The organism is Prosthecobacter fusiformis, from assembly GCF_004364345.1.
Classification (GTDB): domain Bacteria; phylum Verrucomicrobiota; class Verrucomicrobiia; order Verrucomicrobiales; family Verrucomicrobiaceae; genus Prosthecobacter; species Prosthecobacter fusiformis.
Map to the genome: position 1 here is coordinate 442074 of NZ_SOCA01000001.1, position 13028 is coordinate 455101.

The 13028-nt window shown below is 57.9% G+C and carries 12 protein-coding genes; 7 read left to right on the plus strand and 5 right to left on the minus strand.

All coding sequences use genetic code 11. From position 1 onward, the window contains the following. The first annotated feature begins 99 nt into the window (after positions 1-99). Together EI77_RS01505 and EI77_RS01510 are read left to right on the plus strand one after the other, a co-directional pair. Positions 100-750 (plus strand): Uma2 family endonuclease, encoded by a 651-nt coding sequence (locus EI77_RS01505; RefSeq protein ID WP_133792986.1) that lies wholly within the window; start codon positions 100-102, stop codon positions 748-750. A 104-nt stretch (positions 751-854) separates the two neighbouring features. Next, complete coding sequence (locus EI77_RS01510) at positions 855-2192, plus strand: DUF1552 domain-containing protein (protein WP_133792987.1); 1338 nt, start codon at positions 855-857, stop codon at positions 2190-2192. A gap of 33 nt (positions 2193-2225) precedes the next feature. Here EI77_RS01510 and EI77_RS01515 read toward each other — a convergent pair whose 3' ends face one another. From EI77_RS01515 to EI77_RS01525, 3 genes are all read right to left on the minus strand, one after another. Next, entirely contained in the window at positions 2226-2555 is a 330-nt protein-coding gene (locus EI77_RS01515; RefSeq protein WP_133792988.1) for a type II toxin-antitoxin system RelE/ParE family toxin, read from the minus strand. Continuing rightward, the gene (locus EI77_RS01520; RefSeq protein WP_133792989.1) at positions 2539-2751 is read right to left on the minus strand and encodes an addiction module protein; all 213 of its coding nucleotides are present in this window, start codon (positions 2749-2751) and stop codon (positions 2539-2541) included. Before EI77_RS01520 ends, EI77_RS01515 begins: the two co-directional genes overlap by 17 nt. Positions 2752-2845: 94 nt before the next feature. After that, positions 2846-4291 carry an ATP-binding protein gene (locus EI77_RS01525; RefSeq protein WP_166646958.1) on the minus strand — a complete coding sequence of 482 codons (1446 nt, stop codon included), beginning with the start codon at positions 4289-4291 and terminating at the stop codon, positions 2846-2848. Positions 4292-4524: 233 nt separating this feature from the next. Between EI77_RS01525 and EI77_RS01530 the strand changes: the two genes are divergently transcribed. Continuing rightward, entirely contained in the window at positions 4525-5469 is a 945-nt protein-coding gene (locus EI77_RS01530) for a helix-turn-helix transcriptional regulator (protein ID WP_133792991.1), read from the plus strand. A gap of 109 nt (positions 5470-5578) precedes the next feature. After that, entirely contained in the window at positions 5579-5950 is a 372-nt protein-coding gene (locus EI77_RS01535) for a VOC family protein (protein WP_133792992.1), read from the plus strand. 45 nt (positions 5951-5995) lie between these two features. On the opposite strand, the gene EI77_RS01540 is transcribed toward EI77_RS01535, so the two are convergent. Further along, on the minus strand, positions 5996-7444 hold the full coding sequence (locus tag EI77_RS01540; protein WP_133792993.1) for an FAD-dependent oxidoreductase: 1449 nt from the start codon (positions 7442-7444) through the stop codon (positions 5996-5998). 80 nt (positions 7445-7524) lie between these two features. Between EI77_RS01540 and EI77_RS01545 the strand changes: the two genes are divergently transcribed. Together EI77_RS01545 and EI77_RS01550 are read left to right on the plus strand one after the other, a co-directional pair. Continuing rightward, complete coding sequence (locus tag EI77_RS01545) at positions 7525-8706, plus strand: cysteine desulfurase family protein (RefSeq protein WP_166646959.1); 1182 nt, start codon at positions 7525-7527, stop codon at positions 8704-8706. Positions 8707-8776: 70 nt separating this feature from the next. Then, a complete protein-coding gene (locus tag EI77_RS01550) occupies positions 8777-10363 on the plus strand; it encodes a sulfatase-like hydrolase/transferase (RefSeq protein ID WP_133792995.1) in 1587 nt (528 codons plus the stop codon). Between the two features lie 15 nt (positions 10364-10378). Here the strand turns inward: EI77_RS01550 and EI77_RS01555 are convergent, their stop codons facing one another. Continuing rightward, positions 10379-11293 carry a dihydrodipicolinate synthase family protein gene (locus EI77_RS01555; RefSeq protein ID WP_133792996.1) on the minus strand — a complete coding sequence of 305 codons (915 nt, stop codon included), beginning with the start codon at positions 11291-11293 and terminating at the stop codon, positions 10379-10381. A 93-nt stretch (positions 11294-11386) separates the two neighbouring features. Here EI77_RS01555 and gpmI point away from each other — a divergent pair, with 93 nt between their 5' ends. Beyond that, positions 11387-12937, plus strand: a complete 1551-nt coding sequence (gene gpmI / locus EI77_RS01560; RefSeq protein WP_133792997.1) for a 2,3-bisphosphoglycerate-independent phosphoglycerate mutase — start codon at positions 11387-11389, stop codon at positions 12935-12937. Positions 12938-13028: the final 91 nt, after the last annotated feature.

Here is a 13028-nt window from a genome sequence, read left to right on the forward strand (position 1 = left end):
GCAATGCTGCGAACACTGCGCGTTTTTTGGGAAATTGATCTCCTTGGGGAGAGGTGGCATTTTACTGGTAAACCGGATCTTTCAGAGTAGCTTGGTCTCATGATAGCCTCCGCCGTCACGCCGCAATCCCGATCCCTCGGCCCGATTCCGCCGTTGGAAAACGCGGAGATGCTCAACCTCGCGGAATTCCTGCGCCGCTATGAGGATATGCACGACGTCAAGAAAGCCGAATTGATCGAAGGAATTACCCACATGCCCTCTCCCGTCCGCATCGATCTGCACGCCAAGCCTGATGGGATGATCCACGGCTGGCTTTTCACGTATGCCATTGAGCATGGCCTGGAATTTTATCCCAATGCCACTTTGCTGCTGGATACGGAAAACTCTTTTCAGCCGGATGCGATCCTGTGCTCCAAACCACGTAAGGGTGGCCGGGTGTGGCTGAATGCCAAAGGGTATCTCTGCGGTGCGCCCGAACTGGTGGTAGAAGTAGCGGCCAGCACGGCGAGCATCGACCTGCGGGACAAGCTGCGGGTTTATCGCAGGAACGGCGTGAATGAATACATCGTCTGGCGCACCCAGGACAAGGAAGTGGACTGGTTTGTCCTCAAGGACGGGGAGTATGTCCCACAGAGCCTGGGGCGGGATCATAAACTCCGCAGCAGCACTTTTGCCGGCCTGGTCCTGGATGTGAAAGCCTTGCTGGCTCTGGATGGGGCGAAGCTGGTGGCAGCACTGAAGAAGGGATGAGCGGCTTGGGGGCGAGTCTGCCCACACTCTTGCTCAATGCACCTGCTGCGCGTAGATTGGCCGAAATCTTGTACCTTTTGGTGCCGTAGTACTTCCACCCCCCAATGAAAAATTCTTCCCAGTTTTCCCGTCGGCAGTTCCTGCGTGGTGCAGGCATCATGCTCGGCCTGCCGTGGTTTGAGTCCGTTTCGTCCTTTGGCGCACCGGTCATCAAAGGCACACCGCAGGCTCCACGGCGCCTGGGGATCTGCTTTTTCGGCAACGGGGTGAACCCTCATCATTGGGGTGCGGCGAACGGCCCTGGCGGCCTGGAGTTCCTGCAAACGCTGAAGCCGCTGGACCCGGTGAAGAACAAGGTGATGGTCTTCAAGGGACTGTGGAATCCGTCCACGGTGGCAGGCCCAGGCGGGCACTATCCGAAGATGAACATTCTCTCCGGGCTGAAGGTGAAGCAGACGACCACGGATGTGGAAGTGGGCCTGACGATGGACCAGATCATCGCCAACAAAATCGGCCAGCAGACACCGGTGGCCAGCTTGGCCATTGGCACAGAGGGGCCCAAATACAGTACCGACAGCGGCTACACCTCCCTTTATTCCGCCTACCTTTCCTGGAGCAGCCCGACGACGCCTGCGCCGAAGGAGATCTACCCGCAGCAGGCCTTCGACCAGCTTTTTGATGACGGCAGCAAGCGTGCCCGTGACAAGAGTGTGCTGGATCTGGTGATGCAGGACGCCAGCAGTCTGCGTGGAAAGCTGAGCCGTCGCGATGGCCAGAAATTGGACGAATACCTCACCTCGGTAAGAGACCTGGAGCAGCGTATCGAGCGCTCTGAAAAGCTCAGCACGGCCGAGGCCACGACCCGTGGCTGGCAGCCGAGTGTCACCAAGCCCTGGCTGGCCCGCCCCGCCTCTGGCATCCCTGCACAGCAGGAGGAGCATGTGAAGCTGATGCTGGACATCATGGTCCTGGCTTTCCAAATGGACCGCACCCGTGTGGTGACGAACATGCTGACGAATGACCTCTCCAGCATGAACTTCGGTTTCCTAGGCGTCAAAGGCGGGCAGCATGAGCTTTCCCACCACGCCAACGATGCTGACCGCCTAGCCTCCTACCAAAAGTCTAACGAATACATGGTCAAGGTCTGGTCCGAGGCCCTGCAGAAGATGGAAGCCACCCAGGAGGGTGAGCGCACGCTTTTAGACAACAGCATGATCATGCTGACCTCCAGCCTATATGACGGCAATGCCCACGACTCCACCCAGCTTCCCTTGATCCTCGCAGGTGGTGGCGGCGGCACCCTCCGTGGCGGACGTTACTTTGACTACAGCAAGGATCCAAACCGCAAGCTCTGCCGCCTGCATCTGGCAATGATGGACCGCATGGGCGTGAAGACAGAGCACTTCGGCGATGCGGACAATCCGCTGCCGGATCTGGTGTGAGGCGAGGGCTGTATGCTGATACAATTCCGAGATTTACTCGTTGCTGCGTGCACCCAATATCCTGCGAATCCTCGCAGGATGCCGCTTGCCACTCACTACCGCGAGAACAAAGCGCACATGGTCTCCGTCCGGTTCAAAAAAAACTTTGTGGGAGAACCGTTTTAGTTTTACCCAGCGGAGCTGATAACCTTCGGCATACAAAGTGCCGGATGCACGTCCTGTCGTCAGTCCCAGAAGAACAGCTTTAAAGTCATCTTTAAACAGGTTAGCCAAATCCTCATCTAACTCTCCAAAATACGCTAAAGCATCCTGGTAATCAGCAGAAGCTTCGGGGTGGTGAATGAGCTTATAGCGAAAAGCCATAGGCCTCTTCCGTCGTCATTCCTTTGACAGTGCCTTTGCGAAGTTGTTCTGCCCTTTTTGACAAATCCTGCAGAAGATTTTGATCAAATTCAGAGGCGTCATCCAAGCTTTCCAGCAGCAACGTGGCCAATCCCATGCGCTGCTGAGGAGGCAGTGCCAGAGCTTTACGGCTAACCGGATTTATCACATGTGCCATATCAAAAGGATAACTCTTCCGAGCCAGCCGTCAAGCTCCCCTCTATCTGCCCGAGAGGGCTAGTAAGCGATGGCCCAATTGAAGGGCCACCTCGTCACTTCCCCAGCAGCGGTCCCTCAAAAAGGAGGATGGATTCTTTCTTGGCAAGGCGGGTAAGCTCGGCGGTGAAGCCGGATTTGGAGAAAAGGACGAAGTGTTTTCTCCACTTCTTCAGGCGGGGGAAGGTCTCCGCTTTGACCTGCAATTCTGTCAGCACTGAGACGTCCATTTTACGGGAGGTCCAGCGGCATTCGCCAAAGAGGGCGGCTTGGGATTTGCGATTGAGGGCGAAGACATCCACCTCGGAGCGCGGGGTCCAGGCACGGCCGACTTTGTCGGGTTTGAAGGGCAGTTTTCCTGCGGCACCCAGTGCTTCCAGATGGCGCCTGGACAGTTCTTCATAGCCCGTTTTGCCCACGTAGGAATCGAAGCGAGCGGTGATCTTTTCCATGTGCTCGGTCATCCGGTTACGCTCGACGAGATCTGGGTGCGGATGGATGAATTCAAAGTGGAAACGCATGAACGGATCGCGGATCTCATACCGGCTGAGGCGTGTTTGTGAGGCGTTCGGAGCCTCGGCAGACTGCACGCGGCGGACGAGTTTCAGGTCCAGGAGATGGTTTAGATATTTGCCGATGTGGGTGATGGGCAGCCCGGTGGTTTTAGCGATGGCCACGGGGGTGCGCAGCCCACCGCCGATGGCTTCCAGCAGGCCCAGGTAGGTTCGTGGCTCAGCGATTTCATCATGGATGAGGAAGACGGCCTCATGCCGGAAAAGGGTGGAGGGGGACAGCAGCAGATCCCGGATGTTGTTCATCACGGGTGCGCGGTCATCCCACATCTCCAGGTACTTCGGCACGCCGCCGAGTACGCTGTAAGTCTCCACGATCTGCTGGGGGCTGTAGCGCGGCAAAAACTTGCCCAGATGCGCGGGCGAAACTTCATCTAGCAGGAGGGAGGCGGTGGCACGTCCGTAGAGGGGCTGCCTCGGGGTGAAGAACTGCTCATGCATCATGTGATACTGCGAACCGCAGAGGATAAGCTTGATCTGGGAGCCCTGCTTCTGCGCATCCCAGATCTTTTGCAGCAGGGAGGCCAGCCCGGGGACGCTCTCGAGCAGATAGGGAAACTCGTCAATGCCCGCCACGAGGGCTTCCGTTTTGGCGAGGGCAAACATCTGTTTGAAGGCATCCTCCCAGGTGGCAAAGCTGAGCCGTGCGGCAATCTCCGCATCCAGGCAGGAGGCGAGCGCTTCCGAAAAACTGCGCAAAAGGATCTCCGGCGTACTGCGGTGAGCCACCCAGTAAAAGCCACGGATCTTGGTCCTCGGCCTACCGGACATCCAGTGGGTAATGAGGGCGGTCTTGCCAATGCGCCGCCGTCCATACACCACCATGAACTGCGCCCCAGCTTTGCGGCGAAAGGCATCCAGCAGGGCGACCTCATCCTGCCGGTTGACGAACGGTGGCCGACCTGGCCCAGGATCTTCTTCAAATGACATGATGAGTAATATACTAACCTTGTCACTTGTTGCAATATTATTTCCACTCGTTTGCCCCAATCCAGAACTGAAAATGAAGAATCCTTCATTCATTAAACAAGTGACATGATGAGTAATATACTAACCTTGTCACTTGTTGAAACATGATTATTCACCGATTTGGCCAAGCCCTGAAACTGCGGCCTTGTGCAGCGTTGAATCCACCGCATTTTCCAGGCTGACTTTTTCCGTTCATGAACCGCATTGACCGCCTCACCGGCATGATCCTGCTGCTGCAAAGCCACCGTGTCATCACGGCGGAGCAGATTGCGGGGCATTATGAAATGAGCGTGCGTACGGTTTACCGGGACCTGGCGGCACTGGGGGAAGCAGGCGTGCCCATCGTGGCGGAAGCGGGTGTCGGCTACAGCCTGATGCGGGGGTATCACATCCCACCCGTGATGTTTACGGAGCACGAAGCAGCCGCTTTGTTTATGAGCGGTGAAGTGACGGAACAGATCGCCGATGACTCCCTGCGGGGAGCACTTCGCTCTGCCCTGCTGAAGGTAAGGGCTGTGCTGCCGAAGGAGAGACAGGATCATCTAAACAAGCTCAAAAAATCTGTCGGTGTGTGGATCAGTTCGAGGACGAAAGAGGATGAAAAGAGGTCACTGATGCCACTGCAGCAGGCCTTGGTCCAGAGACGCTGTGTGGCCTTATGCTACAATGCGGGTGGGCGCGGGGAGCACACCACCCGTACAGTGGAGCCGCTGGGCATGATGTTTTATGCCCGTGAATGGCACCTCATCGCCTTTTGCCGACTGCGGAAGGAGTTTCGTGATTTCCGCCTGGACCGGGTGGTGAGCTGGGAGGTCTTGCAGGAGAGTTTCAGTGGCCATGAAGACTTCTCGGTGAAGAGCTTTCTCGCCGGAGTGCTGAATGAACAGGAGGCCATCACTACCATCGTCCTTTTCCAGCCTGCGGCCCTAGACCGGGTGCGGCGGGAGATGATGTGCGCCCAGGTCACGGAAGAAACGCTGCCAGATGGTCAGGTGCGCATGGAGATGCTGGCTTATTCTCAAGACTGGCTGCTAGGATGGCTGCTCAGCCTGGGCCCCCATGCCCAGGTGCTGCATCCGCCAGAGATGCGCCATGCGATGCATGAAAGGGCGGTGAAAATCGCTCAGGCGCATGCCTGAATGTTTTTTCGTCTGTCGAAGTACTCTCCTGACATAGGGCTGTCAGCAGTCCGTGCTTACATACCCATGTTCTTCCAAAAACCGGAGAGCTTAAACCACACCTACCTTTATGAAAACCAACGCAATCAACTGGTTCGAAATCTACGTCACTGACCTCGGCCGTGCCCGGACCTTTTATGAAACGATCTTGGAGGGCAAGCTCCAGGATGCAGGCATGGACGGCTGCGAGATGGCCATCTTTCCTTATGACAATATGGCCGGGATCGGCGGAGCACTCACCAAAATGGAAGGCTGCAAACCCGGCCCAGGCGGCACGATCGTTTACCTGAATGTGGAAGGAGACCTGGATGGCGTGCTGTCCCGCATTCCTGCCGCAGGCGGCAAGGTGATCCGTGATCGCCTAGCCATCCCGCCGCATGGTTTCATCGGGATCTTTGAGGATCCTGAAGGCAACGTGGTGGGATTGCACAGCATGGTCTAAAGCCAACAAAAGCCTGGAGTGCAATGAGCGCTCCAGGCCGGAATTTTAGGCGCGATGGCCGATCTCCTTCAGCTTTGCCTCGCCCTCACTCCAGGCCACGTCATGCGGCATGCGCTTGGTCGTGGCAGCAATGGCGGCTACCACACCGGCGGCTTCGCCCATGGATACGGCATTGCCGGTGACGCGATAGCTGGAATGGGAAATGAAATCGCCGCTGATGCAGCGCCCGGCCATCATGAGACCATCCACATCTTTGGCGATCAGGGCACGCAGCGGGATGTCATAAGGCTTCACCTTGATGTTGGTGACATGGATGGGGGCTTTGTTTTGGTTATGCTCGGCGCTCGTGGCGTGAACATCCACGCCGAAAGTGGCGCGAGTGACGCCGTCATCATAGCGGGCTCCTTTCACCAAGTCCTCCTCCGTGACGGTAAACCGGCCCATGATGCGTCGGCCATCCCGCACACCGATCTGCTCCGCCGTGGCAACAATCTGGATGCCCTCCCAGGGGCCGCCCAGGCTGCGGAGACCATTCACCATCTTATTCATCTCCGCCCGTGCGCGCACGGTAGCGGCGGTGATTTCGGCAGCGTCCCAAGGCTTGATGCCATACTCATGGTTCAGCATTGCAAAGATCAGATTGCCACGGATATGCCACAGCGTGGAGCCTGCATAGGAGGGGAAATGCCCTGTGCTGACGATGACGTCCTTGATGCGTTTTTTCTTCTCGCTGTCCGTGTTTTCTCCTTCATTCGGTTTTCCAAAACGGACAAATTCACGCAGGGCTTCCACATCCTTCACCATCAGCAGGGCATTGAGCGACATGGGCTGGCAGGGGCAGTCTTTGGCTTCACCGATTTCAAAATTGCACCCGGCATGAGCACCCAGGTCGCCATCACCGGTGGTATCAATAAATACAGGCGCACTCCAGGCCTGGCGGCCGGATTTGGACTCGGTGACCACCGTGGTCAATTTCCGCCCTTCACGATAGGCCGCAGCCACCCGGGTATGAAATTGGAACTTCACTCCAGCCTCCACACACATCTCTTCCAGCAGCATTTTCAGCGCCTCCGGGTCATAGCAGAAACGCCGGGCACTGGTGGAATTCGCGCGTGCATCCCGAGCATCCAGACGGTCCCGCAGTTCCTTAGCGATACCGGGTTTGTCGAAATCCAGGAAGTACCCCAGCAGACCCGCCGTCCACACTCCGCCCAGGCAGCCGCGCCATTCGAATAAACGCACTCGCGCCCCCGCCCGCGCTGCCGTGATGGCTGCGGCGATCCCCGCAGGACCTGCGCCGCAGACGATGACGTCCGTATCTTCCACCAAAGGCAGGTCGCGGGCCGGTTCATTGAAGGAGTCATCACTCTGTGCGATCACTTTTTCCACTTCAGCAGCCGAGAGGATGCCGGGGGTAATGACCGCCCCAGTGAAAGCAGCACGGAGGAAGGAACGGCGTTTGAGATCGGCAGAAGAAAGGGGTGTCGTGGACATAAGTAGCGAAAGGAGTTAACGCTGCTCACCCGTCCATTCTTTGGAAGAGTTTCCCTTATCCCATCATCGAAAACTGGAACTTGCCCGGCCTACGACGTATCCCTTTGACTGTGCCAGCTTACTTCGACCACAACGCCACCACCCCACTCTGCCCAGCCGCCCGGGAGGCCTGGCTACACGCCAGTGACCGGCACTGGCACAATGCCTCCAGTCTATATCGAGAAGCCGGCCTCACCAGCCAGGCGCTGGAAGCCGCCCGCGAGGAACTGGGTGACCTGCTGGGCGTGGAGCCGGAGCGTGTGGTCTTTACCTCTGGAGCGACGGAATCTAACAATGCGCTTTTTGCCGGACTGTCAAAATGCCTAGCTCCTGATGCCGTGGTAGCGATTTCCGCCATTGAGCACCCCAGTGTGCGGGAGGCCGCGCGGGCCTGGTTGGGCAGAGGCCGGGTCATCGAGATTCCAGTGGACCCACAAGGTCTGGTGCAGACAGGGGTCTTGCACACTCTCGTGCAGCAGTATGCACCCGCTCTCGTCTCCGTGATGGCAGCTAACAATGAAAGCGGCGTCATCCAGCCCTGGCAGGAGCTTTTCAAACTGTGCCAGGAAAACGGTGTCCATTTCCACACCGATGCAGCGCAGTGGATGGGCAAGCTGCCAGCGGAGGAGCTGGGGGCCTGCAACTACATCACGGGCAGTGCGCACAAATTTGGTGGCCCCAAAGGCATCGGTTTTTTAGTCTTGGCCCATGCTGCCGAAAGTTTTCCCCTGCTCCATGGCGGTCCTCAGGAACATGGACACCGCGCAGGCACAGAAAATTATCCCGCCATTGCAGCCATGGTGGCGGCGCTCAAAGCAGCGAATAAAGGCCTGCCTGAAATCGCCTCCGCACAAAGCCATCATCGGGATGCATTCCTCACCCAAATGAAACTGGCTTTTCCGGGGCTGCGAGTGATTTCAGAAAGGGCACCACGACTGTGGAATACCGCGCTCATGGTCATGCCCCGACACGATAACCTCAAGTGGCTCACGCGTCTGACACGCCGTGGTTTCGCCATCTCCACCGGCTCCGCTTGCAGTTCTGGAAAGGAAGGCTCCTCAGTCGTCGTCCAGGCCCTGGGAGCGAGCTGGGAGGAACTGAAACGGGTGGTGCGCGTCAGCGGTGGCTGGGATACGACAGCTGAGGCATGGCAGGATCTCGCGACGGCTTTTGAGGAGGTAGGCACAGAGCTGGATGCCGGAGGCAGACCACAGGATAAGTGATGCCAGATATCCCCCTGCTTGAAGGATCTCCCCGCCATTAACGTTCCCAGGCCAGCGTCCTGATCCATCCATGAAGAACTTGCTCCTGTCCGCCCTCTTCCTCGTCACCCTCAACTCTCTGCATGCGGAACGGCCTAACATTGTATTCATCTATGCGGATGACTGGGGCTGGGGAGATCTGGCGTGTCATGGACACCCTGAACTGAAGACGCCGAACCTGGACCGGCTGGCCAAAGAGGGGACGGATTTCCAGCAGTTTGTGGTGTGCAATCCCGTGTGCTCACCCAGCCGTACAGCCATCGTCACCGGACAGTATCCAGCGCGGCACGGAGTGCATCAGCACTTCGCCAGTCATGAGCAAAATGCGGAGCGTGGCATGCCGGACTGGCTGGACCCGAAGGTCACTCTCCTGCCCCGTTTGATGCAGCAGGCGGGATATAAAACGGGCCATTTTGGCAAGTGGCATCTTTCCGGCGGTGGTCGTGACATGAGCCCGCCGCTACCAGCCGAGTATGGCTATGATGAAGCAGCAGTGTGGACGGGCCCCGGACGCAGTGTCTTCGATGATACGGACATGAAGAACCAGCTAGGACGCGGCGAGGAAAGATCCGTAGCCTGCTTTCAAACAACGGCGGCGACGGAGCATGCGCTGCGCTTTATCCAGGCTGCCAAGGACCAGCCTTTTTATCTGAACCTGTGGCTCCATGAGGCGCATCATTTGGTCGCCGCGACTGAGGAGGATAAGCAGGCGTATCCTGACACGGCAGAGCCACAGCGCACCTACTTTGCTTCACTCACCCGGGCGGATAAACAGATCGGCCGGGTGCTGGCCCTGCTGGATGAACTGGGGCTGACCAAAAATACTCTCGTCATTTTTTCAAGTGACAATGGCCCGGAAAACTCAATGCCCGATCCCGGCCAGAAATTCTACTACAGTGTGGGTGATACGGGCGGTCTCCGTGGGCGGAAACGCAGCCTTTACATGGGCGGGGTAAATGTACCCTTCCTCGTCCGCTGGCCGGGCGCGGTGCCTGCAGGCCGGGTGGACAAAACGAGTGTCCTGGCGGGCGTGGATGTGATGCCGACGGTGCTGGCTGCCTGCGGGATTCAGGCCCCCACAGACTGGCAGTCTGATGGCACGGACATCATCGCGGCTCTAAAAGGTGAAACCTTCACGCGGCCTGAGCCCCTTTTCTGGGAATGGCGTGGGCCGAATGTCACTGAGGCCAACTGGCCGCAACTGTCCATGCGCGATGGTTTTCACACCCTGCTGATGAGCTTTGATGCCAAACGCATCGAGCTGTACGATCTGGCGCATGACCGGAAGCAGGAAAACAATCTGGCAACAGCCCAGCCGGAGCGTACAGCCAAAATGGTACAAGCGATCCTCGCTTGGCAAAAAACGCTCCCCTCCCCCAAGCCCCCGGTAGCGGCCAAGACACAGGCACGCAAGCCTGCCAAATCTGGCTCAGCGAAACCGTCCGCTGATTTGCAGGCCGTCTTTGGCCGCTGGGACAAGGACGGAAATGGCAGCCTGACGCTCGCCGAGTACACCGATGGTCTGTCAAAGAAGGACAATGCTCCTCAACGCTTCAAAACCTTCGACAAAAATGACGATGGCTTGGTGAGCGTTGAGGAATTCAGCATCCGGAATTAGCGGTGTCCGCAGCCTTTATGCCGCATTTACCAGCAGTTCCTTGGCGGCGGTTTCAATGCCGGGGAGGAGTTCATCCGGCAGTTCTGTGAGCAACGGCAGAGCCGGACCGGTCTGGGCGATGCCAGCCAGGGCCACGGCGTGATGCAGCACCAGGATAGGGCTGTGGGCATTGCGCTGATCTTCCAGCGGGAGGAAGACTTCGCGGATCTGCTCGGCACGATCATAATCCTTGGCATCAATGGCGCGGAGCAGGTCCATGCTGAGGCGGGGGGCGATGCAGACGCAACCAGCGGTGAAGCCCGTGATGCCGAAATCACGCAGGTGGATGATGGCTGGCTGCTCGCCGATACCGCTGACGATGAGGTCTGGATTCACCATGGAGACGAGTTTGGTCAGGTAAAGGTCATCGGCCGGGTTCGACTTCACCACCGCGTATTTGATCCAGGAAATGAGGCCGTCATTGACGAGGGAGGCGGCCAGCTCAGGGGTGATGTAGGATTCGTCCTTGATGTAGAGGACGATCTTCATGCCCGCTTTTTCCACAATCTGTCGTACTGCCGTGGCCACGCCTGCTGGCTTGGAAGGGAAAAGTGTAGGCAGCAGCATCGCTGTGGGGAATTTGTGGTTTTTCAGGATAGCCGCCTGGTCCATGGCCGTGCCATACATGGGGCCGAAGCTGGGCACCATCCAGAGGTCCTCAGGAGCCAGCTCTGCGAGCATGTTCAGCAGTGAATCATATTCAGACAGGGCGATGTTATAAAGGTTGGCGTTGCCTCCATAAAGCAGGGTACGGATGCCACCGGCATACATGTGATCGATCAGCTTTTTGTTCTCACCCGGATTGAGACTGAGGTCGCCATTTCGGCACAGCGGGGGGACGGCAATGACGGAGCTGCGGAGGTCGGCGGTGGTGACGGGAGTGGTCTTCATGAGATGGGGAGCAGGAAAGAGGTGGCAGGCGGCAGGTCAACAAGAATCACCCGAGGTTGCAGAATCACCGATTCTGATGGATTAAACGGCTTTATGGCCAAAAAACCCGTTGTTCTGATTATCCGTGATGGCTGGGGCATCAACCCCGGCGGCAAAGCCCAGGCAGAAGCCAATGGCGATGCGACCCTGCTGGCGAGCACGCCTTTCCATGATCACCTGTATGCTACCTACCCGCGCGGGACGGTGAGTGCCAGCGGCGAGGACGTAGGCCTGCCAGACGGCCAGATGGGCAACAGTGAAGTGGGCCACCTGAACCTGGGTGCCGGGCGTGTGGTTTACCAGGACCTGACCCGCATCAACAAAAGCATCCGCGATGGCGAACTGGCCCAAATGCCAACGCTGGTGGAAGCCTTTGAAAAAGCCAAAGGAAAGCGCCTGCACTTCCTGGGCCTGATCAGCGATGGCGGAGTGCATTCCCATCAGGAACATCTGGTGGCCCTCTGCAACGCCGCCAAAATGGCCGGGGTGGAGGACATCATGGTCCACGCCATCACCGATGGCCGTGATACGGATCCGAAGGGCGGTGCAGCTTATCTGGCGAAGCTGGAAATTGACCTCACCTACAGCGGGGCAAAGATCGCCACTGTCATTGGCCGCTATTATGCCATGGACCGCGATACCCGCTGGGAGCGGAACAAGCTTGCATGGGATGCCATTGTACTAGGCCGGGGTGAAGTCCGCACAGATACCCCCAGCGCTGCCGTGCTGGCCGCCTACCCGAGCGACCCACGAGGCGATGAGTTCATGCAACCCATGATCTTCTCCAACTCGAACGAGCAGCGCATCCGTGATGGTGATGCCATCATCTGGTTCAACTTCCGCGCTGATCGCGCCCGCCAGCTCAGTGAGGCGTTTTTGAAAACTGGCTTTGAAGGCTTCGACCGTGAAGTCCATCCTCTGGTGAACTACTACACCCTCACCGAATATGATGCGACCTACTACAAGCTGGGTGCTCAGGTGATCTTTGGCCCGGAAAGCCTCAGCAACAACCTCGGCCAGGTGGTGGCCGCTGCCGGGCTGACCCAGCTCCGCGCTGCCGAAACGGAGAAGTACCCTCACGTCACCTTCTTTTTCAACAGCGGCATTGAGGAACCAAATCCGGGCGAGGATCGCTATCTGGCCATCAGCCCGAAGGAGGTGCCCACCTACGACAAAAAACCGCAGATGAGCGCCCCGGACCTCACCTTTGAGGTACTGCGCCGTCTGGATAAATACGACCTCGTCATCATGAACTACGCCAACCCCGACATGGTGGGCCACACTGGCGTCGTCGAAGCGGGCATCCACGCCTGTGAAACGATTGACTTCGGCGTGAGGCTCATTGTCGAAAAAGTGCTCGAACTCGGCGGACAGCTCTTCATCACCGCCGACCACGGCAACTGCGAGCTCATGCGCAATCCCGACGGCAGCCCGAACACAGCTCACACGACCAACCTCGTCCACGGCATCTATGTGGCCGCAGATGCGGGTAGCTACACCGTTAAGAACGGTCGCCTAGCTGACATTGCCCCGACACTTCTTGACATGCTCGGCGTGGAGAAATCTGCCGAGATGACTGGGGAGAGCTTGCTGGTGAAGAAGTGATTGAAGTGAGGCAGGCACTCTTGCCTGCAATCTTTGCGTTTCTCCATTCAATATCATCCCGAGTAATGTGGACAGCCTCGCTTGCAATCGA

Bases quoted from the DNA above. Each gene is read 5' to 3' on its own strand.
- EI77_RS01505 (WP_133792986.1), top strand. From the start codon at position 100: ATGATAGCCTCCGCCGTCACGCCGCAATCCCGATCCCTCGGCCCGATT.
- EI77_RS01510 (WP_133792987.1), top strand. From the start codon at position 855: ATGAAAAATTCTTCCCAGTTTTCCCGTCGGCAGTTCCTGCGTGGTGCA.
- EI77_RS01515 (WP_133792988.1), bottom strand. From the start codon at position 2,555: ATGGCTTTTCGCTATAAGCTCATTCACCACCCCGAAGCTTCTGCTGAT.
- EI77_RS01520 (WP_133792989.1), bottom strand. From the start codon at position 2,751: ATGGCACATGTGATAAATCCGGTTAGCCGTAAAGCTCTGGCACTGCCT.
- EI77_RS01525 (WP_166646958.1), bottom strand. From the start codon at position 4,291: ATGTCATTTGAAGAAGATCCTGGGCCAGGTCGGCCACCGTTCGTCAAC.
- EI77_RS01530 (WP_133792991.1), top strand. From the start codon at position 4,525: ATGAACCGCATTGACCGCCTCACCGGCATGATCCTGCTGCTGCAAAGC.
- EI77_RS01535 (WP_133792992.1), top strand. From the start codon at position 5,579: ATGAAAACCAACGCAATCAACTGGTTCGAAATCTACGTCACTGACCTC.
- EI77_RS01540 (WP_133792993.1), bottom strand. From the start codon at position 7,444: ATGTCCACGACACCCCTTTCTTCTGCCGATCTCAAACGCCGTTCCTTC.
- EI77_RS01550 (WP_133792995.1), top strand. From the start codon at position 8,777: ATGAAGAACTTGCTCCTGTCCGCCCTCTTCCTCGTCACCCTCAACTCT.
- EI77_RS01555 (WP_133792996.1), bottom strand. From the start codon at position 11,293: ATGAAGACCACTCCCGTCACCACCGCCGACCTCCGCAGCTCCGTCATT.
- gpmI (WP_133792997.1), top strand. From the start codon at position 11,387: ATGGCCAAAAAACCCGTTGTTCTGATTATCCGTGATGGCTGGGGCATC.